Origin of the sequence: Natrinema salaciae (genome assembly GCF_900110865.1) — an archaeon.
Lineage (GTDB): Archaea > Halobacteriota > Halobacteria > Halobacteriales > Natrialbaceae > Natrinema > Natrinema salaciae.
In genome coordinates this window covers 472,032-496,826 of record NZ_FOFD01000002.1, presented here as the reverse complement: position 1 = coordinate 496,826, position 24,795 = coordinate 472,032, and the positions used below count along the sequence as shown (strand labels likewise).

The window sequence follows — 24,795 nt, the reverse complement described above, 5'->3', positions numbered from 1 at the left end:
GTTCGCGGACTGGAAGGCAACCAATTGTTACATGACGGTCGGCCGAATACTGCCCACGAATGCCTTCGCCCGACCTCCAGTCGTTTCTTGCCCGTGCTGCGGCGCTGGTCGACTCCTCGCCGCCGACCACCCGTCGGGAGACCCGCGCCTGGCTCGTGGAACCCTTCCTCGAGACCCTCGGCTGGGAGCTCCGTGCGGAGTCGTGTGCGACGGATCGACTCGTCGACGAGACCCGCCTCGAGTACGTGCCGCGGATCGATTCGGTCCCGGCGCTGTTCGTCGCCGTCGAGGGGTACGAGGAGTCGCTCGACGAGTCACGAGCCAACGCTCTCCGAAGTGCGATGGCCTGGACGGGTGTCGACCGGGCGATCTACACGAACGGCCGTCACTATCTCCTGCTCGCGGGAACGACGGACGTCGAGTATCAGGCGTTCAGACTCTCCGAACTCGCCAATGCCGAATCGGCGATGACCGAGTACGCGAGGGCGTCGATCGGACGCCGGCTCGAACACCACACGCGAACGCACGTCGCCAGACAGCTCGCCGTCGAACGACCGCGGCTCGTCGACTCGATCGTCGACCTCCTGACGGACGCCACTGTTCAAGGTGACGTCTACGCCGGCGAGTTCGAGTCCGCGACCGACCGCTTTATCGATAAACTCGTCGTCGCGTTCACCGCGGACGGTCCCGAGCGGCCCGCCACCACCGGGGACGTTTCGATCCGGTTCGACGAGTCGGCGATCGGCGGCGACGGACCGCAGACGAGTACCGGGCATACGGACTCGCGGGCCGAGCCGCGCGGTGACGATCGAAGCGACGACGCTATCGGGTCCGACGCGGCCGAGACGTCGACGGACCGCGACCACACGGAATCGAATCCCGATGCGACCGGCGCTGACAGGCCGGCTGCGACCGAGACGACCGAGACGGACGGTTCGGCGAACCCCACCGCGCCGAACGACGAATCGGACCGGCCGGACGCCGACGGCGACGGTGACGCCGACGACGAGCGCGAACACGAAGAGCGGAGTCGCGGCGGCAGCGCGGACGGCGAATACGTCGTCCGGTTCTTCAACGACCGCGGCTCGATCGGTGCGATCGGGCATTCGACCCCCGAGGGCGCGCTCGTGGAGGCGGCCGAATACCTCCTGGAACGGGGACTCTCCGGAATCGAGGTGCCCTGGAGCCCGACCGACGCCGACGAAACGATCCTGAACGCCGAACCGGTACACGCTGACGGCTCGCCGATGGGCGCATCTGCGCAACTCTCGAACGGCCTCTATCTCCGTACCACAGGCGACGTCGACGACCGCGCCGATCGAGTCGAGGCGCTGGCCGCTCGAGCCGGATTGCGGGCGATGCTCACCGGTGACTGGGACGCGACGGAGTAAACGCGGGGCCGCGGGGGTCGCTCCGGTCAGTAGTCGATATCGACTTCGACGAGGGTGACGACGACTCGTCCGGAGCTGCCGACGTCACACGTACCCGTGTCCGTCGATCCGTCCCAGCTCCAGTCGCCGCTCTCGAGCGTCGACTGCCAGGCCTCCTCGTACGGCGAGTCTACGACGGCTATCGACACGCTATCCGCGCCGGTGTATACCGCGCTACTGCGATTTTCGACGGACATCGTGAAGCCGAGTCCGTCGCTGCTCTGTATCGAGCCGTAGTCCGACGAGACGACGACGAGTGACACGACCGCCGTCTCGTCGTTGCACCGGAGCTGTGGCCGTTTGAGGACGCGGCTCCAGGACGCCGACTGTTCTTTCCGGACGAGACCGCCGCCTTCGTACGCAATCTGACTCCCCTCGGCGGTGTACGTGAACTCACCGAGATCGGCCGTCGTCCCGTTTCCGTAGCCGTCGAACTCTCCGCTGCCGGTCGTGCCGATCGGATCGCCGCCACCGACGCCATCGATCGAGATATTGAGTTGGGTCCCGGTATCGTTGGTCCTGACCGTCCCCTCCCGAAGCGCGAGTTCGCCGTAGCGCTGGTCGATACCGTCGGATCGCACGACGTCGTTGAAGTTCACGGTAAGCGCCTCCATCGCCCGTTCGGCGTTCCGTAACTGTTCGTTCTCCTGATAGTCAGTCATCGCTTGCAGGCCAAACGTCGACAGGATGGCGACGGAACTCAGGATGATCGCGAATACGAGGATGAACGCGAGCACGTCGGAGACCGCGCGATCACGCCGTCGTCCCTGGGTCGCCGGTCCTGGCCGGGGTCGCGTCCGTCTCATTGGACACCCTCCCTGATCCAGATCTCGCCGTTCTCGTAGACGATCTCGATGGGACCGCCGGACGCCGAACTGCTCCGAATGTCGGCGTCGGTCTTGACCGGAACGTGGGCGACGGCGTCGGTATCGCGTGCCGTCAGTCTGACGCAGTCGGTCGTTCCGTCGAGCAACGGCGCGTCACACTGTTTCCGTAGTTCGACGGTGTACTGCGAGTTCACGAGGGTCCGCGGATGGTCGGTCGTCATCATCACGTCGTCGTCGTTTTCTCCAGCGATCTGGTCGACGTTTCCGACCTCGTCGGCGATCCGCTCGCCGACCGTCTCGAGCGCCGCGTCGCCGCTGCGGTTCGTCTCCGTCTCGAGCATCGTCCCGGCGCTCGTCACCAGTACGGCGATGAGGATCGTCGTGATACCGATGGTCAGGACGTGTGTGACCGTGATCGAGATCGCTCGATCTCGGTCGGAGCCACGCTCGATCACGGCCCATCACCGGCGCAGTGCGCCTCGATCGTCCGCTCTTGGCTGTAATTGAGCGAATTCGAGTCGTATTCGATGGTCACGGTAGCGTTCTCCAAATTGCCGCCGTCGGCGGCTGCATCGACATCGCTGATAGTCACGGCGACGGGCGTCGACTGAACCGTCGTCTCTCGGTAGGCCGTATTGAGCGCCGAGATGTTCTCTTCCGCCAGCGTTTCCAAGGAGCCGTCCTCCGCAGTCGATCCGTCCTCGACCCACTCGAGCAGGCAGCCGACGCTCTGGTTGACCTCGTACTCCACCACGTCGGCGTTGCTCGCGCCCTGGCTCGTCCCGCCAGAGGAGAGCGTCTCCGTGTAGAGAACGCCGTTGAAGACGACGACGATACCCAGCAGGATGAACGCGAGGGTGATCGCACCGATGAGGATCACCTGCCCGCGATTCCGATCGTTGCTCACCATAGGATCACCCTAACTTCGACGACGTTGTAGAGCAGCGTATCGCCGCTGTTCGCGTACTTGATCGTGCGCTGGTTGGGGTCGACCTCGTGGAGTTCCGCGTCCGACCACTCCGATGTCACGGTCTGATTGGCGTAGAGCGCGATCGTGTAACTCGCCGACAGCGCACTGGATGGAGGGCTGCCCTGATACACGAGCGTCGTTCGCTTGCCTGTCTCCGGGTGGAGTTCGACGTTGTAGTTCCACCCGTTTTCGCCGAACCGTTCTTTCAGAACGAGGCCGAGTTCGGACTCGTTCGCGAACTGGTCCGTGGAGTACGTCTCGGCGTCTTCGTCGGGCGCTGGCGGTTGTGCGGCACCCTCGAACCCACCGTCCCCGTCCCAGTTTCGGACCGTTTCGGAGAGGTTTCCGTCGTGATTGCTGACGATCAGTGCGTCCTGTGCCTCCTGCTGGATCTGGGCCTGAACCGACCGGTCGGCCAGCCCGCCCGTCGTCGGCACGATCACTGACGACTGGAGCGCAAAGAGGACGGCCAATAGGACGACCATCGCACCGATGAATCCCTCGAGCGTGTACGCCTGTCCGCGGTCGGTTCCGATCGTTCGTGTGGTATCTGGTCCGGACATGGTCTCACCACACCCTCACGACGAGTCGGCAGGCGGGATCGCAGTTGCCGCCTCCGTTTTCGACCGTCACGATTCGTGCCGAACTGGCTGCGGACTGGTCGTCGTATCTGTCCCCGGCGGTCCAGTCGTCGGTGGCGCCGATCACGGTACCGTTACCGAGGTATTCGACGCTCACGTTCACGTGATCGAAGACCGTGTCGTCGTCGCTGCTCGCCCGAAGCCCCAGGTGCTTCGAGAGATCTTCCTCGCCCGCGTAGTCGCTGCCGGTGAAGTCGATCTCGTTCCCCGTCCCCGTCGACGTATTGTGCACGATCAAGTCCGCGACCCGATCCGCCTGTGCCGTCTCCGCTCCGCCGACGGACGAATGGAACGGCGTCACGACCGAGGGGAGAAACGCGAAGACGAAGGTGATCGCGAGCAGGAAAATACTGATACCGACGGCGAAGTCCTGTGTGGTCTGTCCCCGCTCGCGGAGCGACACCGAAATCGTTCGGGGTCGCTGGGCTCGCGGTCGTCCCCGTTGCCGGTCGCGAGTTCGTTTCCGACTCATATCAGGCCACCAGTACCCAGCCGATGAGTGCGATCGACGCGAGGCCGACCGCGTATTTCAGCCCACTCAGCAGGTCTGCGTCGCGGATGTAGCCGCAGATGAATCCGGAGATGATCGCCTGCAGCGTCACCGCGTGGAAGAACAACACCGACAGCATGTCGACGTCGATGTTCTCGCTGAGGTTCGCCCCGCTCGCCGGACCGCCGGCGGCCCCGCCGCTGGTCTCACCACCGCCGGCGTTGAGGCCGGCCATCGTATCGATGAACTGCGTCTTGAGGATCGCGATCACGGCCAGCACCGTCATGAACGTCATGATGATGATCACGATCTGCATCCGGGTTCTGGACTTCCGCTCACGTTCGATGTCGTCGTGGTTTTCGCTCGCGCGTGCGGCCGTCCGGAGCACGTCCGAAATCTGATTCGAAGCCTCCTGTGCTTCGGTTATCAGGCGGGTCGTCCGGGCAAGCCGCGGGATGTGATACTTGTTATTGAACTCGATGAGCGCCTCCTTCAGGCTCATCCCGTAGTTGACCTTCGTATGCATCATCTCGAACTCGCGGGCGAGCTTACCGTTCGTCGTGTCCGAGACTGCCTTGAGCGACTCGAGCAGCGTCAGCCCGGTATCGTTCGAACTCGAGAGCTTGCGGAGGTCCTCCGAGAGCTTGTTGACGACGCTGTTTCGGTGGCGGACGTTCCACTCGCGGAAGATCGCCAGCGGGACCGAGGTGATGTACAGCGGCAGGTAGATATAGAGGAACGTCCCCCAGATCGGCTTGTCGAGGAGGCCGTCCCACGAGGTCGGTGCCGACCCGTTGACCATGGCCGTGACGACGATGACCAGCGAGATGGGGACGGTCAGCGCGAGGGTGATCAACGGATTGTCCCGGAAGAAGATGTGTGGCTTCCGCAGGACTTCCATCGTCTCGTAGGTCCCCTCGCGGTTCTTGATCCGGTCGAAGACGCTGTGACCGCCCGTGAACTGCTCGACGAGTCCGAGACTCAACAGGCCGTCCTCCTGGCCGGTCTCGGTCCGCTGGTTGTTATCGCGCATCGAGAGGTAGCCGTCGCCGGGTTCGTCGTGCTTGACCGTCGAGACGAGGACGATGAACCCGGCGCCGATCATCGGAATGAGCCCGTAGACGGTCATGTAGAGCATGTTGTTCGTCACGGTCGCGTCCGGGATCATCTTCATGACGACCATGATGATGATCAGCAACAGCGGGAACAGCGACAGCGTCATGTACATCTCCCCGAAGAGTTCCAGCGTCTCGAGGGTGAGCTCCTGTTCCTGTTTCGCGGTTCGCATGTGTTTCTCCTTCTTGTCCTCGAGGAAGCTCTCCATGTCGCCGCCGCTGTTGACGATCGAGAGCATGTCGGTCAGGAACTGCGAAAGATCGTCGCTGGGCGTCTCGAGGGCCTGCTTTCGAATCGCCGTCCTGTAGTCGATATCGAAGTACTCGGTCTCCTTGACGATGCTCTGGAACTCGTTTGCGACCTCGCCGTAGGTGTCGTCGGCCTGCGCCATCGCCTCGATGATCTCGAGCTGGTTCAGGCCCCCGACCGACAGGGCGTACATGAACGAGACCGAGTCGGTTAGCAGCATGTTGATCTCGCGCTTGCGGGCCGAGGCGCGCGAGTAGGGGATCGCGACCATCGAGCCGAAGCCGATCGCGAACCCGATCGACCCGAACAGGATGCCGCTGAAGAGGATAACCACCGGAATGCGAATCAGCTCGATGATATCGAGGAGCAGTCCGTAGCCGACGGGGATCCCGATCAGGGGCTCGTTCGCGAGGAGACCGATCGCGAAGAGCCCGTAGCCAAGCATCATCCCGACCAGCCAGAGGCTCAGGCCGCTGATACAGCCGATACCCAGCGCCCGCGAGAGGTAGAGTTCGACCGTGTCGGTCATCCGCGCCTGGGCGAGTTTCGTCTCGACGTCGGCGACGAACTCGCTGTCGTCGCCGAACAGCCGATCGTACAGCGGATAGAACCGATCGCCGAGCGCGTCGGAGCTGGCCGACATGCCCGACCCGCCGGTACTGTCCGTTTGGAGACTCATGAGTCGTCGTCCTCGTCGGTATCGAAGATGCTCGTATTGCTCTCCGCCTCCTCGTCACCGTCGTCACGTTTGAAGATCGACTCGTCGTCGCTCGAGTCGCGATCGTCGAACAGCGACCCGTCGTCGTCACCCTCGTCCGTCTCGTCGTCGTCGCTGAAGATGGACTCGGATTCGTCCCCGAATATCGACTCGTCGTCAGCATCGGACTCGTCCGGCTCCGCTCCCGCGACTGGTTCGTCGTCCGGTTCCGCTCCCGCGACCGGCTCGTCGTCCGGTTCCGCTCCCGCGACTGGGTCGTCGTCCGGCTCCGCTCCCGCGACTGGGTCGTCGTCCGGCTCCGCTCCCACGACTGGGTCGTCGTCCGGCTCCGCTCCCGCGACTGGGTCGTCGTCCGGCTCCGCTCCCGCGACTGGGTCGTCGTCCGGCTCCGTTCCAGCCACTGGGTCGTCGGAATCGTCCGGCGGGTCCGCAGCACTCTCGTCGATCTCGATCGTCGGCGGCTCCCGGTCACCGTCCGTGGACGCCGATCGGTCGGCGGCGTCTGCGGTCTGCGATTCGCCGGCCGCTTCGGTCCCCGAGGTATCGGCCTCGAGTGCCTCGCTCATATTACTCGTCCCGGTGTCGCTGGACGATTCCGGATCGAAGATCGAATCGAGGTCGTCCTCCGGGAACATCGAATCGAAGCCTGAGGTGTCCGGTTGCCGGTCGGCCGTCGGCCCGTTGGTCCCACTCGTCCCCCGACCACCGGGGTCGTCGATCTCGTCGACCGTTTCGCCCATGTCGTCGAACAGGCCACCCAGATCCCCGTCCTCGGCGTCGTCCGATGGGAGCACAGTCGAGTCGGTCGCCGCCGTCCCGGCTGCTCCGGCCGCACCGGCGTCGCTCGAGCCCGACGACTGCGTCGACGGCGAGCGATCGTCGGCGGATTTCGATGCCGGATCGGCCGGCAACGTTTCGGTTGCAGCGGACGTGTCGGCCGCGCTCGTCGCATCCGGTTGCGACGTGGCGCTCGAGGCGGTCGACTCGCCGCTACTGCCGACGTCGCCGCCGGTCGTCGGTTCGGGGGCCGTACTCGGGTCCGATTCGGAATCGACGGTGTCCAGCGCGGTCGTGTCGCTCGCGGACGCACCGCCGGCCGCGGCGTCGGCAGTGTCCGCTGCTCCGTCGGTTCCGCTATCGATGTCGAAGCCGGTGTCCTCGCTCAACCACGCCGGTTCGTCGCCGTCACCGTCGTCGCCGCTTTCGACGGCGAACTCGGTCGACTCGTCGCCGAGCTCCCACTCGTCGTCGTCGACGGTGTCGTCGACGTCACCGCCGAACTCGAACTCCTCGCTGTCTGCGCGGTCGACCTCGATCGCGTCCTCCGTTTCGACATCACCGAGTGCGCTCGCGAGGCCGCTGGGGATCTTGCCACGATACTCCTCGAACAGCGACTCCTCCGCTCGTTCGAGGATATCCATCGAGAGGTTGTACGTCTCGCTGGTCGCCTCGGGACGGGGAACGAGTTCTTCTTTCTCCTGGTCGACGTCGATCAGGACGCTCTCCATCTCCCGGAGGTCCTCGAGGCTCTCCTCGAGTTGGCCGTTCGCGATGAGCGTGAGGATGGTGTCGGGGTCGTTGATGAAGGCCTGAACCGTCGCGGCGACATGCGCGTACGTGTTCAGTTCGTTCTTGATCAGATACGCGAGAATGATCTCCCGTTTGAACAGCTCCTCCTCGAGTTTCTCGTTGCTCCACCCGCGGTCGAACTGAATCTCCTCTAAGGTGTTCGAGTCCCCCATCTTGAGGTACTCGTCGGTTTCGGCCTGCCACTGGTAGACGTCCTGAACGTTGATCTCGTCGTGTTCGGCCTCGTAGTGGTTGATCTCGGTCAACGACTTGTTCCGGCGGACCTTTCGGCCCTGCACGCGCGTCTGGGTCTGAATCGAGACCAGATCCAGCGCCGTGAACATCGTCTTCGAGACGTTGATCGGGTCCGTCGTGAACCGCTTGAGCACCTCGTCGACGGAGTCGGCGTGGAAGGTAGTGTACGTGGTGTGGCCGGTCGACATGACCTGGAACAGCGTCCGGCCTTCCTCACCGCGGATCTCGCCCATCACGATGTAGTCGGGCCGCTGCCGGAGTGCGGCCTCGAGGAGGTCGAACTCGTCGACGTCGCCCTGCTCGTCGTCGGAGAAGGAGGGGCGAGTGACGCTGGCGATCCAGTTTCGCTGCGGCAGTTCGACCTCGCGCGTGTCCTCGATGGAGACGATCTTCGCACTCGAGGGGATAAACAGGGAGACGGCGTTCAGCGAGGTGGTCTTCCCGGACGCGGTCCCGCCGGCGAAGATCAGGCTCTTGTGGTTCTCGATGGCGAGCCAGAGGAAGGCCATCTCGTCCAGGCTGAAGGTGTTCCAGTTGATGAGGTCGATCGGGGTGAACGGGACGTCCTTGAACTGACGGATGGTGTAGTTGGTCCCGTGATCGGAGACCTCTTGCCCGAGCGTGAGCTGTGCACGGGAGCCGTCGGGGAGGGTCGCGTCGACCTGCGGGAGCCGCTTGCTGATCCCCTTCCCGGAACGCTGGGCGAGTTTGACGACGAAGTCGTCGAGTTCGTCCTCGCCGTGGTAGATGTTCGTGATGATCTGCTCGTACTCGGAGTGATAGACGAAGACCGGGGAGTTGTAGCCGTTCGTGGAGATGTCCTCGACGTTGATGTCGTGTTTGATGCCGTCGATACGCTCGTAGCCGATGAAGTCCCGCTTGAGGAGGTACAGGAGCTTCTCGACCTGGTACTCGCTCAACGTGTCCGGATCGTCCGCGAGGATCGCCGGCTCCGGCCGGACTTCGATCCCCTCGAGTTGACTCGGACCGACGTCTTCGACCTCGGCTTCTTCGTCGTCGTCGAGGAGGCCTCGGAGCGTCTCGAGGATCCCTTCCGCCGTCTCACCGGAGGCCGCTTCGAACAGGTCGTACCGCTGTAGCAGCCGCCGGGTTTCGTCCTCGATGACGGTCCGACGACCGTCTTCGGTCGCCTTCTCCTTGATGCCGTCCTCGGAGTATTTGATCGCCGTCCGGAGCTTGCCCGAGAGGAACTCCTGGAGTTCGATCTCGATCTCGTTCCGGTACGGCTCGATCATGTAGTACTTCTTCTCGTTTTCCTTCTCCGAGTGGAAGATGACGACGTAGGCGTAGGGTTTGTTCACCCAGTAGCGCTCGACCTCGCGGAAGTGCGTCTTCTTCTCGAACGGGACGGCCTTCTCGAGGTCGTACCGGTTGGAGACGGTGGTGTTGCCGGCGGCCGTCGAGAAGAACTCGTCCTCGTCGAGGTCCTCCTGGACGTTGACGGTCCGTTCTTCGACGATGTCGTCGAGCTCCAGGGCAGCATCGTTGCCGGCCGCGAGTCGCTGTTCTAACGTGTCGGGGTCGAATCCGAGGGCCTCCTCCTCGTCGTGGCGAACGATCTCGCCATCCCCGTCTCGCGGGCGACTGCCGTCGTCCTCGTAGTAGTACTCCCACTTGTAGTGCTCCCAGGACCAGGTGTCCTTGACGACCGGGGTCGTCTCCGGGTCGACGTGCTCGAGGAAGACGTCCCAGAGTACGTCGGCGTTGTCGCCGGCGGTGGGCAACACGTGGTCCGCGAGGTCGTCCGGGTGGTGGCCGAGATACGACGCTGGATCGAACTCGACCTCGTCCCAGTCCTCCCCGCTCGGAACCCTCGAGCCGACGCCTTCGTCGGTATCGAGTCCGAGTTGGTCGTCCCCACCGGCGAGCTCGGTGTCGTCCGGATACAGGGTGGAGATCTCGTCACTGTACCCGTACTCGTCCATGAACTCTTCCCACGTGTACTCACCGACGCGGACAGCCGAGTTCGATCCGTGGTCGGACTCGGAAGCCCGGTCGTCGTCCGACGCAGGGCCGGACGCCTCCCCCTCAGAAAAGTCCCCGGCATCCGATTGGTCGGCCTCGTCAATAGCCATTGCCCCTACACGCACGCTCACCCCTCAAAAAATTCATCCGCCGGTTACCATTTCTGATAATGACATGTCCGGTAATTTTCGACCCGTTTCGACGACGCCAGGTGGGACAAACCTCCGTAGCATCGCCACATCATTCAATACATATAACTATAAATATAATGTCAGCCATCTACCCGATGTTATCCAAAAAGTCGGGGACGGAAGCGAGATGCTCGGAATGGATTCGAGTAGCGCAGATCAGTCGTTACTTGCATATGTAAGAATTATTATGGTTGTGTCACGTTCAATTCGTGTGGTAATTACCTTTGATCGACATGATCGGGTGGGTGACAATCAGTGTCACACGGCGAGCACGGTCTACGGACGACTGGCGGACGTCATCGAGCGGGGCAGCGAGTGGATCGCGCTCGAGACGTGGGGGAAGCCGTGCTCGCGACCGTCGTCCCGTCGGGGGCCCCGACCCGGACGGTCCGCGTCGACGAGCGGATACCCCGAGACGGCGACCGGAACGTCGACGAGCGAGGACTGCGCGAAAAGCTTGACGTGGGAGCCGACGAAACGGAGGATCGATGAACGAACTATTCGATATGGACGGGCAAGTCGCGTTGGTAACGGGCGGCGGGCGCGGCATCGGCCGCGCGATCGCCGTCGGACTGGCGGACGCGGGAGCCGCGGTCGTTCCGACCGCCCGCTCGACAGCGGAAATCGAGGCCGTCGCCGCGGCCATCGAGGACGCGGGCGGCGACGCGATCGCCGTGTCCGCGGACGTAACGGACGCCGACGCCGTCGACGACGTCATCGATCGGGCCGCCGACGAGTTCGGCGGCGTCGACGTCGTCGTCAACAACGCCGGCTACAACCCCGACGACGCGCTCGGCCAGCCCGAAGACGTCGCCACCGAGAGCCTCGACCGCGTGCTCGACGTCAACCTCAACGGCGCGTACGAGGTCACCCGCGCCGCGGCGGACCACCTCCAGGAAAGCGACGGCGGCTCGGTCATCAACGTCGCCAGCGTCGGCGGCCTGGTCGGGCTGCCGCGCCAGCACCCCTACGTCGCCTCGAAACACGGGCTGGTCGGGCTCACCAAGAGCATGTCCCTCGACTGGGCACCGTCGGTCCGAGTCAACGCCGTCGCGCCGGGCTACGTCTCGACGGAGCTTACGGAAGCCCTCGAGGGGAACGATCGACTCCGGCAGTCGATCATCGACCGCACGCCGCTCGAGCGGTTCGCCGATCCGGAAGAGATCGCCGGTCCCGTCGTCTTCCTCGCGAGCGAGGCCGCCAGCTACGTGACCGGGGCCGTACTCGCCGCCGACGGCGGGTGGACGGCGCGGTAGGTCGCCGTTCTTCGACGCGACCGAACCGATCACGTTCGGCCGCACTCGTTCTCCAGCAAAAATCACGGGGGTAGTTGCAACCGCGCGGTAGTTCTCCCAAGGCTTAGCCATCGACCCAGGCTATTCCCAGTATGCGATACGATGACAGTGACCGGGCACGCGAGGTCGCCGAGCGTGCCAACGCCCTGATGGAGGAGGTCGTCCTGCCGATCGAACGCGAACGCGCCGGTGGCATGGCCGTCTCGAGCGGCACCGTCGCGGAGCTCCGCGAAGCCGCCCGCGAGTACGACGTCTACGCCCCGCAGATCCCCGAGGAGTACGGCGGGATGGGACTGAGCTTCCGCGATTCGCTACCGACCTTCGAGGAAGCCGGCCGCAGCCTCCTCGGCCAGGTCGCGATGCGCGTCGACGCCCCCGACGAGGGGAACATGCACCTCCTCGAACTGGCCGGCGACGACCTGCAGAAGGAGACCTACCTCGAGCCGCTGGTCGCCGGGGACCTCAAGTCGGGCTTCTCGATGACCGAGCCGATGCAGGGTGCCGGATCGGACCCGAAGATGATCCGGACTCGAGCGGAGCGGGACGGGGACGAGTGGATCATCGACGGCCACAAGTGGTGGACGACCCAGGGCGTCGAGGCCGACCTCCTGATCGTGCTCGCTCGAACCGACCCGGACGCCCATCCCTACGAGGGCTGTTCGCTCTTTCTCGTTCCCGCCGACGCCGACGGCGTCGAGGTCGTCCGCGACGTGCCGCACATGGGTGGGGGGAGCCACGGTGCCTCCCACGCCGAAATTCGCTACGAGAACGTCCGCGTCCCCGAGGAGCACCTGCTCGGCGAACTGAACGAGGGCTTTACCCACGCCCAGGAGCGGCTCGGGCCCGCCCGACTGACCCACTGTATGCGCTACTCCGGGATGGCCCAGCGCTCGCTCGACATCGCGAAGGCCTACACGAGCGAGCGCGAGGGGTTCGACTCGACGCTCTCGGACAAGCAGTCGCTCCGTCACCGGATCGCGCAGGCGGAGACGGAACTCCACGTCGCCCGGACCGCAATCCGGGACGCCGCCGACCGAATCGCCGCCGGCGACGAGGCCCGCGTCCCCGTCTCGATGTGCAAAGTGTACACCGCGAACGTCACACAGGACGCGATCGACCTGGCCGTCCAGTGTTGCGGTGCGAACGGCATCGGAAAGGACCTCCCGCTCTCGGACTTCTACGAGTCCGTCCGGCAGTTCCGCATCGTCGACGGCGCGGACGAGGTCCACCGCCGAGTCATCGCTCGCGCGGCCTTCGAAGACGTCCCCGAGGAGGAACTCGAGCCGCTAACCCGCTTTGGCGACCCTAACCGGGAGCGAAGTACGGACCGCTGACGACGCCCCTGCGGACGACGCTTCCGCGCTGGCGTCGCTGGCCGGGTCACATGCCCATTATTCACATGGCACGATTCGCTAGGTCGCGATACGGACGCGACCGGGCGAGATGGAACCGCTGGGTCTCCCTCGAGCTCCGGCTACCGCTCGCTTTGGTCTCGGGATTCCGCGGTCGCCGCCCGACTCGAGCGGGCTGGCAGCGAGTCGGCGAACGGGCGTGACGGGATTCGAACCGAAGCAAGACGGTCGCCTCGCTTCGCTCGGCGCTGCGACTTGCAGGGTTCGAACTCCGTGCCTGTTCGCTCGTCGCGTTCGCTCCTCGCAGAACGGGCGTGACGGGATTCGAACCCGCGATCAGAAGGTTAGGAACCTCCTGCCCTATCCGCTAGGCCACACGCCCCGGCGCGAAAAAAATTCAGTTGGTTTCGGTGCTCGTCTCCTCGTCGGTGGTGACTGGCTCCGTGTCGACGAACTCCTCGTCTTCGTTGCGGTTTGCCTCGCTGGCGTCGCCATCGTAGTCACCGGTTTCGCGCATTTCTTCGAGTTCCGTTTCGACCTTCTCGCGCCCCTTCTGGAACTCACCCATGGCCTCACCGGTCGACCGTGCCAGCTTCGGAATCTTGTTGGCTCCGAAGAGCAGGATCGCGATGATGAGAATGATGGCGAGTTCCGGAGGCCCCATGCCGCCGGGGATGAACAGCGGTGCAATTTCGGCTACCATCTCTATGCGTGGCTTACCCGCTGCCAATTATAACCTTTTTGGACCACTTAGGTAAGAAAAGACCGCGATAGTCCGCTTGAGGCAGAGATCCGTCGAATGTGATACGATTTCACAGCGAGTCGCGCGGATCGGAGGCAACTCATTTCGTCGTTCGGAATCGTTCCGCGAACGAAACTGTCTTTCCCGTTTGCACACAACGGTCTCACGATGGTCACAACCGGAGACGCCGCACCCGACTTCACCGCACCGCTCGCAAACGGCGACATCGAGGCGTTCACGCTCTCCGACCGCCTCGATGACGAGGCACCGGTCGTCCTCGCGTTCTTCCCCGGCGCGTTCACCAGCGTCTGTACGTCCGAGATGTGTGCGTTCCAGGACCGCCTGGCCGCTTTCAACGACCTCGACGCCACCGTCTACGGCGTGAGCCGGGACTCGCCGTTCACGCTCAACGAGTTCCGCGAGCAGAACGATCTCGAGTTCGGCCTCCTCAGCGACTACAACAAGGAGGTCACCGACGACTACGGCATCGCGATGGACTTCGCCGATCTGGGCGTCCACGGTGTCTCGAAGCGATCCGTGTTCGTCGTCGACGGCGACGGTCGGATCGCCTACTCGTGGGTCAGCGACGACCCCGGCGTCGAACCCGACTACGACGAGATCGAGGCCGCGGTCGAGGACCTGTCGTAGTCCGACACTGGATCGCCGACCGACACGTACCGTCGCAGGGCTTTTTTAGGACGCAGTCGTCGTTCACTCATGAGCGATTCAGCCGCCGACGAGTACTCGCCCCGCGTCTACTCTCCCGACGACGACCACAACTTTCCCGACGAGAAGCTGAATACCGTTCTCGACTTCATCAAAGCCGACGAGGAGATCACGACCTACCTCGAGGCGCAGAACGTCAACGCTGTCGACCGGATGCAGTACAACGACCACGGAACGAAACACATCGAAATCGTTCGCAACCGGGCGCTGCGTCTCTACAACCTGCTCAAGGCCGGTGACGTCGACTTCAACGGCGCTCGCCAGCAGGGGTTGGTCGAGGAGGACGAGTCCGTCATCATCGCCCTCGCGGCGACGCTGCACGACGTGGGCCACGTCGTCCACCGCGATAGCCACGCCTACTACTCGATCCCGCTCGCCGCCGACATCCTCGACCGGGTTCTCCCGGAGTTCTACGACGTCGCCGAGACCGTCCGAATGAAAGGCGAGGTCCTCCACGCGATCCTCTGCCACCACACTGCCGAGACGCCGCTGACCACCGAAGCCGGCGTCATTCGCGTCGCCGACGCCCTCGACATGGAGAGCGGCCGTTCCCGCATCCCCTACGAGTACGGCGGCCGCGGTATCAACACCCTCTCGAGTCAGGCGATCAAGAGCGTCTCGCTCCAGTCCGGCGACACCACCCCCGTCATGGTCGAGATCGCGATGACCAACGCCGCCGGCGTCTACCAGGTCGACAACCTCCTCAAGGCAAAACTCGAGGACTCCGGGCTCGAGGAGGAGATCCGGATCGTCGCGCTCAACACGAACGAGAACCACGAGCAGTTGGTCGAGCGGATCGAACTGTAAACTGTAGCGGGGCGGTGCGTGGACCACTGTCGACCCCGTCGAGCGGACCCTCATCGCCCGCGATGCCCGACGGGCGTGGGACCTGCGCTCCACCGAATCGCGGACCCCTCGTGGGACTCGTCTCGTGCGACTCGAGACGGCGCTGTGAGTGTGGCAAATCCACCGACAGCAGCCAGCCACTGTGCTCGGTCGCCGGTCCGTCTCCCCGGTCCAAACTGACTCGGAACCCCGAGACGTCCGACAGTAGTCACGTATTTCGAAGATAAAATCCACTAACGACTCCATAGTATTGTATGGGCTTTCGCAGTATCTCACCATGGATGACGGACGACGGGCAGACGGGCCGAACTACGCGCTACGGTTCGGCGCTGTCCTCTTCGGAGCGGCAGTTGTACTGACCGCCGCCGACTACGTAGCCGGTATTCCGGGACTACTCGTCGGCGTGGGGGTCGTCAGCGGAACGGGTGCGGTTCTCGGGTCCCGAGTCGATCGGGCGTTCGAGCAAACCGTTTCGAATATCGAATCGACGATCGGTGCGTCCGAGTTGACGGTGGCCGACGGTGAGATTCGGGGATTGGACGCCGCGCTCGAGGACCAGGTCGAGGAGAACCGGCGGCTGCGCGAACGGGTCGACGACCTGGAGGCGGAACTGGCGGAGACGGAGCAGCGAAACGAACGCATCGAGACCCAGACCGAACAGTTTCGGGAGGCGATGCAGTTGTGTGCCGGCGGGCAGCTCGCACATCGGATCGAGATCGATGACGAGACGCCGCTGGACGTTGGGGACGACTTCAACGATATGATGGACGAACTCGAGGGGACCGTGCGTCACCTCAAGGATTTCATCGCGCTGGTCGTCTCCTCGAGCGACGAAGTGCTGTCGGGGACCGAAGAAGTCAGCGAAGCGAGTGACCAGATCAGCGATGCGATTCAGGAGATCGCCGAGGGCGCGACCGTCCAGTCGGAGCGGCTGCAATCGGTCACGCACGAAATGGAGACGCTCTCCTCGAGTATCGAAGAGATCGCCGCGCTCTCCAACGACGTGACGACGCTCTCCGAGCGGACCGCGGACGCCGGTCGAGAGGGGCAGGAGGCCGCGAAAACGGCGATCGACGGACTGAACGAAATGGAGGACGGGTCGGCGGAAGCGGTCGACGCGATCGAGTCACTCCGGACGGAGATGGAAGCGATCGACGAGCTGGTCGAGTTCATCAGCGAGGTCGCTCGCAAGACGAACATGCTGGCGTTGAACGCCAATATCGAGGCCAGTCGCAACACCAGTGGCTCCCGAAGCGAAGACGGATTCGCGGCAGTCGCGAAGGAAGTCAAGGAACTCGCGGCGGAGACCAAAGAGGCGGCCGACGACATCGAGAAGCGTATCGAGGACATCCACGCACAGACCGAGGTCGCGACGGAGACCGTTCGAGAGACCGAAGAACGGGTCGCAGTGCATACCGACTCGATCGAAAACGCGCTGGACGCGCTGGCCGAGATCGCGGAGTACGCCGAGGAGACCAATCGCGGCGTTCAGGAGATCCACACGGCCGCGAATCAACAGGCCGAGTCGGCACAGCAGGTTGTCGCGCTCGTCGACGAAACGGCGTCGATCAGCGAGCAGACGTCCGACCTGGCCGAGGAAGTCACCGCCTCGGCGGAAGAGCAGACGGCCGCGCTCACCGACGTTTCCAGCAGCGCCAAGCGGCTCTCCGAGAACGCCAACTGGCTGCACGACACGCTCGATATGTACAAAGCGCGCCACGACCCGCCGGACACGGATCGACTGTCGTCGGCCGAGCGTACCGATGCGGCCGCGGAAGCCGACGCCGGTTCGATGCCGACGTGGACGACCGGGGAGCCGTCGAGTTGGCCCGAGCTATCGTCATCGTCCTCCTCGGCGAGCGACTCCGAGCGCGAGCGCTCGTCTGCGGATCGGACGGCGGATACCGGAGCCGCGACCGGCACACGATCGGCATCGGCGATCGAACCGGCGGAGCGCTCGTCCGGGACCACGGACGATGCAGCGGCGCTTCCAACGCAGTTCCAGACCGGACTGGCGACGGGTGAGGACAGTTTCCTCGTCGGACACCGAGCCGCGACGAGGGCGTTCACCGCGATGGACACCGATCGTGTCGACTTCTGTCAGGTCTTCTGCTCGCCGGCGTACGACTACGAGGACGTGCTCCGCGGAATCCGCGACGTTATCGGCGACGAGGCGAAACTGATCGGCGCTACGTCCGCCGGTGAGTTCACCGAACGGACGGTGTCGGACGGCAGCGTCGCGGTGTCGCTGGTCGCCAGCGACACGATCGAATTCTTCACGGGACTCGGAACGGCGGTCTCCGAAGGTGCCGCGGACGCGGTAAACGAAGCGGTAGCGGAGCTGCCGTCGTCGGTCGAGGGATATCCCCACCTCGCTGCGATAAACCTCCACGACGGACTGGCCGGGATCAGCGACCAGATCGCGCTCGTCACGCAGCGAGACCTCGGTCACGACGTCAGTTTCGTCGGCGGCTCCGCGAGCGACGATTTGACGATGAACGCGACGCACGTCTTCCACGACGAGACGGTCACGACCGATTCGGTGGTCATCGCGCTCGTGGCCTCGAAAGAGCCCGTAACGATCACCGTCGGTCACGGACACTCGCCGATCTCGGAGCCCATGACGGTGACGAAATCCGAGGGCGGGCGAGTCATCGAGCTCGACGGGAAACCTGCGTTCGAGGCCTGGCGCGAGGCTGTCGAATCCCATCTCGACGGAACCGACCGGACGATCGACGTCGATGCCATCGAGGGGGACAGCGAGGAACTGCTCGAGCTCCTGACCGAGTTCGAGTTCGGCATCGAGGAGGGACACGGAGCGATCAGCGGCGGATACAAGATCCGCTGGCCCGGACTGACGCGGTCGAAAGCGGGGCCGCTCGAGTTTCCCGTTGGCGTCCCCGAGGGAACGGTGTTGCGCGTGATGCACAGCCCGCCGGACGAGCAGATCGTGTCCGCCCGCGAGACGGCCGAGGCCGCGGCCCGGAACGCGTCCGGGGAGGTTGCCGGCGGATTCGTCTACGATTGCGCGTGCCGATCGATCATCCTGGGGGACGAGTTCGACGATGCGGTCGACGCGATGAGCGAGGTGCTGGACGTCCCGTTCAGCGGCTTCGAGACGTACGGGGAGCTCTGTATGGAGCGAGGCCAGATGAGCGGCTACCACAACACCTCCTCGGTCATCATGTTACTGCCGACGTAGCGCCTCCCGTCCTATCGCAGTCCCCGAGACGAATCCCACACTACCGTAGCCGTCGCAGAGTGAAACGGCGTTCGGCGGCTCGAGTGCCCGGTTGCCGACTGGCGTGATCGGGACCCGAGAGCGCCCCGCGCGGTCCTGGACGAGCGGCGTCTTCCCCGCGACGGCTTGCAGTGATCGGTTCCGCGCCGCGATCAGACGAGTTCGTACCGTCCGTCGCGCCGCTCGAGATAGCCGCGGTCCCGAAGCGTGCCGGTAATCGAGAGCACGGTCCCCTTCGTGACCGCCAGATCGTCACGGAGGTCGTCGGCGGTCGCGCCGTTACTGGCCGCCAGATACAGGTACACGAGTTTCGCTCGAGCGGAATCGAGATCGGTCGGGATCGACACGTCGAGATCCGTCGTCGCCGGTTGGTTCATACTCGATCCACTGTATTTCGACGATAATAAATGTCATCTACAACGATTGTCGAAATACGTCCGGCGAGACGGGCGTCATCACCGTCGATACGAATGACGTCGTTCGTCGAACTTCCGGCGAAACCGTGCGTCGACCGCTAGAGCGGCGACGTCGCGATATAGGCGATTGACGTATCAATGGGGGATGATGTCTAGTCCCAAGAACGCCGCGAACGGCTCACTCAGACGGACCGCTTTTGTAGACGCACTCTCGAATAGTAGCAGACGAATGTCGACGCAAATCACCGTCCTCGCACTGTTGACCGGATTAGTGACCGGTGCGCTGTTTCGCTTTCTCAACGTTCCGATCCCCGCTCCGCCGGAGCTTCCCGGCATCATGGGGATCGTCGGGATCTACGTCGGCTACAAGCTGATCGAGCACTTCGACGTCGGCGTGGACCTGCTCGAGATACTCGGGGTTTGAAAGGACGGATACGATCTCCGCCAGTCAGTTTTCAGGCCGACTCGAGCGCCAACGAGAGCTTCGCGAGCCCCCACACCGCTAGCAGGACGGTTACGGGACCGAGCACTGCGACGGCAAACGGCGTCAGGATGGCCGAAACGGACCCGAACAACAGACCGCGGAGAGTAGGACCGAGTACGAGATACCCGAGAATAAGGAGGAGAAGCGCGATAATGACGTTCAGCCGAGTCTCGATCCGAGTCTCGTCCATAGATAGTTCTCGAAGGGGCGGTAAATAAATCCTCCCGGACCGGTGTACGGAAGCGGACGCCGGCCGAAACCCGTCGCGAACGACGGTCAGTAACTGCGCTCTTTGGGCTCGTAGGTCTTGTTCTCGCCCTCGAGGATGACCGGCCGGTAGAAGATCGACGGTTCGCCGTCGTCCCACGAGATGAGCGTGTGCTTGAGCCAGTTCTCGTCGTCGCGGATCTGATTCTCCTGTCGCCAGTGGGCACCGCGGAACTCGTTTCGCACGAGCGCGCCCAGCGCGATCGTCTCGGCGACGTCGATCAGGTTCCGCGTCTCGATCGTCTGCTGGAGATCGGTGTTGAACGTCCGCGACGGGTCGTCGACGTAGACGTCCTGGTACTCTTGGCGGCACTCGCGGATGATCTCGAGGGACTTCCTGACGCCCTCCCCGGTCCGGAAGACGTTGACGTAGTCGGTCATCGCCTGCTGGAGCTTCGCGCGGATCTCGGCGTGCTGGACGCCGTCGTCTTTGTCCATCAGGCGGTCGACGCGCTGGCGTGCGGTTTCGACGGTTCGCTCGAGGATTCCCTCTGCGTCGGCGGTAACCCCACCGTCGGCGGCGACGCCGCCGGTGGTGTCGAGTCCCGCCACCCCCGGCGCAACCGGGAGTTCGGTCTCGGTCTCGTCCTCGACGTCGTCGCCGTAGCCGGTCCGGATCTCGGGCTCGCCGAGGTCGTCCCCGGCGGCGTGGCGTCCGGCGCGCTTCCCGAAGACGATCAGTTCAGGCAGGGCGTTTCCGCCGAGGCGGTTGCCGCCGTGGACGGAGACGCAGGCGCACTCGCCGGCGGCGTAGAGGCCGTTGACGCAGGTCTGTCCGTTCTCGTCGACCTCGATCCCGCCCATCGCGTAGTGCTGCCCGGGCTTGACCGGCATCGGCTCGACGAGCCCGTCGACGCCCTCGAAGTCCTCCGCGAGGTGGAGGATGTTCTCGAGGCGGTCCATGATGCGCTCCTCGCCGAGATGGCGCATGTCGAGGTGGACGTACTCGTCCTCGACGCCCCGTCCCTCGTTGACTTCGGTGAGTTCGGCGCGGGCGACGACGTCCCGCGAGGCGAGTTCGCCGGAGTTGTTCGCGTAGCCGTGCTCGAACATGAACCGCTCGCCCTCGCTGTTGTAGAGGATGCCGCCTTCGCCGCGGACCCCCTCGGAGATGAGAACGCCCGTCGACGGCAGCGAGGTGGGGTGGAACTGGATGAACTCCATGTCCTCGAGCGGCGCGCCGGCACGGTAGGCCATCGCGTGGCCGTCGCCGGTACAGGAGACGGCGTTCGTGGTGTGATCGAAGGCCTGGCCGGGGCCGCCGGTCGCGAGGACGACACCGCCGTTGGCCTTGAAGCCCTCGATCTTGCCGGACTGGACGTCGTAGGCGACGACGCCGTGACACTCCCGATCGTTCGGATCGGGCTCGTCGGTGGTCGCGAGGTTCATCACGTACCACTCGTCGTAGACCTGGATACCGCGCTTGACGACCTGCTCGTACATCGTGTGCAGCAGGTGGTGGCCCGTCTCCGCACCGGCGTAGGTGGTCCGCGGGTACGAGAGCCCGCCGAACGGCCGCTGGGAGACCCGCCCGTCCTCCTCGCGGGAGAACGGCATCCCCCAGTGTTCCAGGGTGATCGTCTCATCGGGGGCGTTCTTGGCGAGGGTCTCGACCGCCGGCGCGTCGCCGAGGTAGTCCGACCCCTTCATCGTGTCGTAGGCGTGGAGTTCCCAGTCGTCACCCTCCTGGAGGGCGGCGTTGATGCCGCCTTCCGCCGCGCCAGTGTGGCTGCGGACGGGGTGGAGCTTCGAGACGATCGCCACGTCCGCTCCTGCTTCGTGCGCTGCGATCGCGGCCCGGAGGCCGGCGCCGCCGGCGCCGACCACGATAACGTCGTGTTCGTACATGGATTACCAGAATTTCAGGTTCTTCTTGACTGCTTCCCGCTTGAGCTCCTGAATGTGCTCGGTGAGCGGAATGTCTTTCGGGCACACCTCGGTACAGGAGAACTGGGTCTGACACCGCCAGACGCCGTGTTCCTGCTCGAGAATGCGGAGTCGGTGCTCTTTGATCTGCTCGTCCTCGCGGTCGTCCATCGCGAACTTGTAGGCCTTGTTGATCGCCGCGGGGCCCAGATACTCGTTGTCGCCGGCCGCGATGTTACACGAGGACATACACGCGCCACACCAGATACACCGCGAGGACATCTTGATCTTCTCGCGGTTCTCGGGGCTCTGGCGCTGCTCCTCCAGGTCGCTCACGTCGGGCGTGTCCTCGTCCTGGAAGTAGGGTTCGACCGTGTGCATCTGGTCGTAGAAGTGGTCCATGTCGACGACCAGGTCCTTGACGACTTCCTGGTGGGGCAGGGGCTCGATGCGGACCGGCTGCTGGAGCTCCGAAATCTGGGTCTTGCAGCCGAGTCGCTGTCGTCCGTTGACGAAGAACGCGTCGGAACCGCAGACGGCCTGCCGACAGGAGTGACGGAACGTCAGCGACGAATCGTACTCGTCGCGGGCGTACATGACCGCGTCGAGGACGGTCATCCCCTTCTTGAAGGGGACGTGGAAGTCGTCGAAGCGGGGTTCCTGCTTCCCCTCGACTTCGGGGTCGTAGCGGAACACCTTGATGTGGACCGTCTCCCCCTCGAGTTCGGCCTTCTTCTCGGAGCGTTCGTCGACCATCCCGTCGTCTTTCTCCTTGAGTCGCCGCTCCTGTGGCGACTCCGCGCCCTTCATCTCCGGATCTTCCGGTGCTTCCTGCGTCTCGGGTTCGGCTTGTTGCGTACTCATATTAGATCATCCCCCGCATCGCGAGTGCGACGTAGGTGCCCTGTGCGATGAGTGCGAGGCCGGCGATGACCAGCACCGCCAGGACGGCCTTCTTCTGGGTTCCCTCGAGGCCCTGATTGACCAGCGCGTTGTAGACGCCGTTGACGCCGTGGAACGTGGCCGTGATCAGGAACAGGACCATCGTGAGGAAGTACCCGATGTTCTCCATTCGGGCTTGAGTGCCCATGAAGGTTACCTCGTACGCGTGGTTGTAGAAGTGCAGGAGGAAGAAGTGGAAGGCAAGAACGACGACCAGAAACGCTGCCGTGATTCGCTGGAGGAACCAGCCGGTACCGCCGGGGGTAAACGAGGAGTATCGCTCCGCCATCAGATCCCCACCCCCGTCAGGAAGGTCGGGACGCTGGCGACGGTGATCGCGCCCGTCAGGATCAGCGAGGCGTAGAAACTCTTGTCCTGTGCCTCGAGGCCGACGCCCAGATCGACCATCAGCAGGCGGAGACCGTTCAGAATGTGGAAGACGGCCACCGCGAGCAGGCCGACCTCGAGCAGGCGAACGAGGAACAGGCCCTCGAGCCCCTGCAGCGTCGCCGTGTAGACGTTGACTGCCTCTCCGTCGACCATCGTCGTATCGCCCTGTGCACCGCCGATAGAGGTACTCAGCACGGCGATGTGGGTAAACAGGTAGCCGATCAGCATCCACCCGGTGAACTTGTGGAAGATCCACGCCCACATGCCGGCCGAGAACTCCTTCCACCGACCGAAGTCCTCGACGAGACCGCGATTGTAAGACTGACTCATGCGCTCATGTGGACCGTTTGACCGTGGGGGTATAGAAGTTACTTTTATCTCTCCGCTTCGTACTCCAGTACATATCAGCAATTCTGGTGGTAGAACGGTGTTATCGGCGGACTACCGAATCGGTTCGGTGGTCATCGACCCGTGATTCGCGTCCCGAATCCCGTCAGTCGTTCTGCCGAAGTTCGGACCGCGAACTCTCCGTCGTCCGCTCGCGCTCCAGCGCCGTGAGCGTGTCCGGTGAGAGGCCGACGAGGTGACAAAGCGGGTTCCCCGGGTAGACGACGGGGTTCTCGAGGACGCCGACGATGAGTCCGGTAAAGGGTGCTTCGACGGTGACGATGTCCTCCTCTTCCTTGAACGGGTTCGTGATCGTACAGATGACCTCGCCCTCCTCGACGAGTGCGCCGCGGCCGCGTTTCATGTCGACGATGCCGCCGGCGTCCGCGCGGAGCCAGGTCTTCTCGTTGTCGTCGTCGATGATCGTCCGCCAGCCGGGCCAGTGGACCGACGACTCCCGGTGGCAGCCGTACTCGGCGAGGACGCTCGCGACTCCGGTGAGTGCGCGATCGATCAACCGTCGCTGGAACCTGTGGGCTTCGCCCATTTCGATGGTGATCGTGGGAATCCCATCCTCGGTCGCTTCCCGGCGGAGCGTCCCCGAGGGACCCTCGCCCGCGATGATGACGTTGGAACTGAACGCGTTGGCGAGTCGGGCCACGTTCGGCCGCTCCATGTTCGCGCGGACGTGGAGCATGTTCGTTCGCCCGCGCGTCGACGTGTGAAAGTCGAGCCCGAGATCACAGGGTTCGATGAAGTTCGTGTATATCCGGTGAGCCATCCGCCTGGCGCTGGTCGATCCCTCGCGGCCGGGAAACGACCGGTTCAGGTCACGGTCGTAGATCGGCAGGTACCGCTCCTGGGCGAGAAACCCGGGGACGTTCATCACGGGCAGACAGACCAGCGTTCCGTGGAGGACGGAGTGATCCCAGTCGTGGGCAACCTCCCGAACGACCTCGATCCCGTTGAGTTCGTCGCCGTGTGCGGCCGCCGAGAGGAAGACCGTCGGCCCCGGCTGTTCGCCGTTGATCACCGTCACTGGAATCCTGACGGGGTCGCCGAGGTACGTTTCGCTGATCCCGTACCGAATGTTCGCCGACTCGCCGGGATCGACCCGGCCGCCGTTATAGGTAAACGCCTCGGCGGTCGCATCGGCCCCGTCGGGCGGTTCGCTCGTCGTCGTCGCGTCGTCGCTCATATCGAATCCTCCGGCGGCATCACCGTGAATCTTCTCCCTTCACCGCCTCCGACGGGAGTCTCCGTCCGTCAGCGTCTCCGATACATCCGTTCTCCCGTCCGCGGGCTCGAGGGGGTGACCCGTTCCGTGCCACTTTTCCCGGAGAAAAGCGGTTTCCCTCGAACAACGGGTAGCAGAATATGGGACTGTGGGCATACGTTT

23 protein-coding genes and 1 tRNA gene are annotated in these 24,795 nt (G+C 64.1%); 8 read left to right on the top strand and 16 right to left on the bottom strand.

Going from position 1 to position 24,795, the window contains the following annotated elements:
- Positions 1-59: 59 nt before the first annotated feature.
- Complete coding sequence (locus BMX07_RS07715; protein ID WP_090616397.1) at positions 60-1,391, top strand: hypothetical protein; 1,332 nt, start codon at positions 60-62, stop codon at positions 1,389-1,391.
- 26 nt (positions 1,392-1,417) lie between these two features.
- Here the strand turns inward: BMX07_RS07715 and BMX07_RS07710 are convergent, their stop codons facing one another.
- The 7 genes from BMX07_RS07710 to BMX07_RS07680 are packed head-to-tail and all read right to left on the bottom strand — an operon-like array spanning position 1,418 to position 10,361.
- Positions 1,418-2,236 carry a DUF7289 family protein gene (locus tag BMX07_RS07710; RefSeq protein ID WP_090616393.1) on the bottom strand — a complete coding sequence of 273 codons (819 nt, stop codon included), beginning with the start codon at positions 2,234-2,236 and terminating at the stop codon, positions 1,418-1,420.
- Positions 2,233-2,709, bottom strand: coding sequence for a DUF7266 family protein (locus tag BMX07_RS07705; RefSeq protein ID WP_090617202.1), 477 nt, complete (start codon positions 2,707-2,709; stop codon positions 2,233-2,235). The genes BMX07_RS07710 and BMX07_RS07705 overlap by 4 nt, the downstream gene beginning before the upstream one ends.
- Positions 2,709-3,167: a hypothetical protein gene (locus BMX07_RS07700; protein ID WP_090616389.1), complete on the bottom strand. Its 459-nt coding sequence runs from the start codon at positions 3,165-3,167 to the stop codon at positions 2,709-2,711. The genes BMX07_RS07705 and BMX07_RS07700 overlap by 1 nt, the downstream gene beginning before the upstream one ends.
- Positions 3,161-3,790: a DUF7288 family protein gene (locus tag BMX07_RS07695; protein ID WP_090616385.1), complete on the bottom strand. Its 630-nt coding sequence runs from the start codon at positions 3,788-3,790 to the stop codon at positions 3,161-3,163. The genes BMX07_RS07700 and BMX07_RS07695 overlap by 7 nt, the downstream gene beginning before the upstream one ends.
- A 4-nt stretch (positions 3,791-3,794) precedes the next feature.
- Entirely contained in the window at positions 3,795-4,340 is a 546-nt protein-coding gene (locus BMX07_RS07690) for a DUF7287 family protein (RefSeq protein ID WP_175480082.1), read from the bottom strand.
- Between the two features lies 1 nt (position 4,341).
- Positions 4,342-6,402 carry a type II secretion system F family protein gene (locus BMX07_RS07685; RefSeq protein WP_090616381.1) on the bottom strand — a complete coding sequence of 687 codons (2,061 nt, stop codon included), beginning with the start codon at positions 6,400-6,402 and terminating at the stop codon, positions 4,342-4,344.
- On the bottom strand, positions 6,399-10,361 hold the full coding sequence (locus BMX07_RS07680) for an ATPase, T2SS/T4P/T4SS family (protein WP_090616378.1): 3,963 nt from the start codon (positions 10,359-10,361) through the stop codon (positions 6,399-6,401). Before BMX07_RS07680 ends, BMX07_RS07685 begins: the two co-directional genes overlap by 4 nt.
- 396 nt (positions 10,362-10,757) lie before the next feature.
- Here BMX07_RS07680 and BMX07_RS24325 point away from each other — a divergent pair, with 396 nt between their 5' ends.
- The 3 genes from BMX07_RS24325 (at position 10,758) to BMX07_RS07670 (ending at position 13,071) form a co-directional block, all read left to right on the top strand.
- Positions 10,758-10,934 (top strand): hypothetical protein, encoded by a 177-nt coding sequence (locus tag BMX07_RS24325; RefSeq protein WP_175480057.1) that lies wholly within the window; start codon positions 10,758-10,760, stop codon positions 10,932-10,934.
- Positions 10,931-11,698: an SDR family NAD(P)-dependent oxidoreductase gene (locus BMX07_RS07675; RefSeq protein ID WP_090616375.1), complete on the top strand. Its 768-nt coding sequence runs from the start codon at positions 10,931-10,933 to the stop codon at positions 11,696-11,698. The genes BMX07_RS24325 and BMX07_RS07675 overlap by 4 nt, the downstream gene beginning before the upstream one ends.
- Before the next feature lie 131 nt (positions 11,699-11,829).
- Positions 11,830-13,071 carry an acyl-CoA dehydrogenase family protein gene (locus BMX07_RS07670; RefSeq protein WP_090616371.1) on the top strand — a complete coding sequence of 414 codons (1,242 nt, stop codon included), beginning with the start codon at positions 11,830-11,832 and terminating at the stop codon, positions 13,069-13,071.
- A gap of 327 nt (positions 13,072-13,398) precedes the next feature.
- Here BMX07_RS07670 and BMX07_RS07665 read toward each other — a convergent pair.
- Together BMX07_RS07665 and tatA are read right to left on the bottom strand one after the other, a co-directional pair.
- Positions 13,399-13,471, bottom strand: a tRNA-Arg gene (locus BMX07_RS07665).
- Between the two features lie 15 nt (positions 13,472-13,486).
- The gene (gene tatA, locus BMX07_RS07660; RefSeq protein ID WP_090616368.1) at positions 13,487-13,792 is read right to left on the bottom strand and encodes a twin-arginine translocase TatA/TatE family subunit; all 306 of its coding nucleotides are present in this window, start codon (positions 13,790-13,792) and stop codon (positions 13,487-13,489) included.
- A gap of 207 nt (positions 13,793-13,999) precedes the next feature.
- On the opposite strand from tatA, the gene BMX07_RS07655 reads away from it, so the two are divergent.
- The 3 genes from BMX07_RS07655 to BMX07_RS07645 all read left to right on the top strand — a co-directional run bounded on the left by BMX07_RS07655 (position 14,000) and on the right by BMX07_RS07645 (position 18,605).
- Positions 14,000-14,479 carry a redoxin domain-containing protein gene (locus BMX07_RS07655; protein WP_090616365.1) on the top strand — a complete coding sequence of 160 codons (480 nt, stop codon included), beginning with the start codon at positions 14,000-14,002 and terminating at the stop codon, positions 14,477-14,479.
- Positions 14,480-14,548: 69 nt separating this feature from the next.
- Positions 14,549-15,364, top strand: coding sequence for an HD domain-containing protein (locus BMX07_RS07650; protein WP_090616362.1), 816 nt, complete (start codon positions 14,549-14,551; stop codon positions 15,362-15,364).
- Positions 15,365-15,680: 316 nt separating this feature from the next.
- Positions 15,681-18,605, top strand: coding sequence for an FIST N-terminal domain-containing protein (locus BMX07_RS07645; protein ID WP_090616358.1), 2,925 nt, complete (start codon positions 15,681-15,683; stop codon positions 18,603-18,605).
- 191 nt (positions 18,606-18,796) lie between these two features.
- Here the strand turns inward: BMX07_RS07645 and BMX07_RS07640 are convergent, their stop codons facing one another.
- Positions 18,797-19,021 carry a helix-turn-helix domain-containing protein gene (locus tag BMX07_RS07640; RefSeq protein WP_090616354.1) on the bottom strand — a complete coding sequence of 75 codons (225 nt, stop codon included), beginning with the start codon at positions 19,019-19,021 and terminating at the stop codon, positions 18,797-18,799.
- A gap of 268 nt (positions 19,022-19,289) precedes the next feature.
- On the opposite strand from BMX07_RS07640, the gene BMX07_RS07635 reads away from it, so the two are divergent.
- Positions 19,290-19,484, top strand: a complete 195-nt coding sequence (locus BMX07_RS07635; RefSeq protein WP_090616351.1) for a XapX domain-containing protein — start codon at positions 19,290-19,292, stop codon at positions 19,482-19,484.
- A 31-nt stretch (positions 19,485-19,515) separates the two neighbouring features.
- Here the strand turns inward: BMX07_RS07635 and BMX07_RS07630 are convergent, their stop codons facing one another.
- The 6 genes from BMX07_RS07630 to BMX07_RS07605 form a co-directional block, all read right to left on the bottom strand.
- Complete coding sequence (locus BMX07_RS07630; protein ID WP_090616347.1) at positions 19,516-19,734, bottom strand: hypothetical protein; 219 nt, start codon at positions 19,732-19,734, stop codon at positions 19,516-19,518.
- Between the two features lie 86 nt (positions 19,735-19,820).
- Positions 19,821-21,659 (bottom strand): FAD-binding protein, encoded by a 1,839-nt coding sequence (locus tag BMX07_RS07625; protein ID WP_090616344.1) that lies wholly within the window; start codon positions 21,657-21,659, stop codon positions 19,821-19,823.
- 3 nt (positions 21,660-21,662) lie between these two features.
- A complete protein-coding gene (locus BMX07_RS07620; protein WP_090616340.1) occupies positions 21,663-22,541 on the bottom strand; it encodes a succinate dehydrogenase/fumarate reductase iron-sulfur subunit in 879 nt (292 codons plus the stop codon).
- 1 nt (position 22,542) lies between these two features.
- Positions 22,543-22,908 carry a succinate dehydrogenase hydrophobic membrane anchor subunit gene (locus tag BMX07_RS07615; protein ID WP_090616336.1) on the bottom strand — a complete coding sequence of 122 codons (366 nt, stop codon included), beginning with the start codon at positions 22,906-22,908 and terminating at the stop codon, positions 22,543-22,545.
- Positions 22,908-23,339: a succinate dehydrogenase, cytochrome b556 subunit gene (gene sdhC, locus BMX07_RS07610; protein ID WP_090616332.1), complete on the bottom strand. Its 432-nt coding sequence runs from the start codon at positions 23,337-23,339 to the stop codon at positions 22,908-22,910. Before sdhC ends, BMX07_RS07615 begins: the two co-directional genes overlap by 1 nt.
- A gap of 163 nt (positions 23,340-23,502) precedes the next feature.
- A complete protein-coding gene (locus BMX07_RS07605) occupies positions 23,503-24,594 on the bottom strand; it encodes a succinylglutamate desuccinylase/aspartoacylase family protein (RefSeq protein ID WP_090616328.1) in 1,092 nt (363 codons plus the stop codon).
- Between the last annotated feature and the right edge of the window lie 201 nt (positions 24,595-24,795).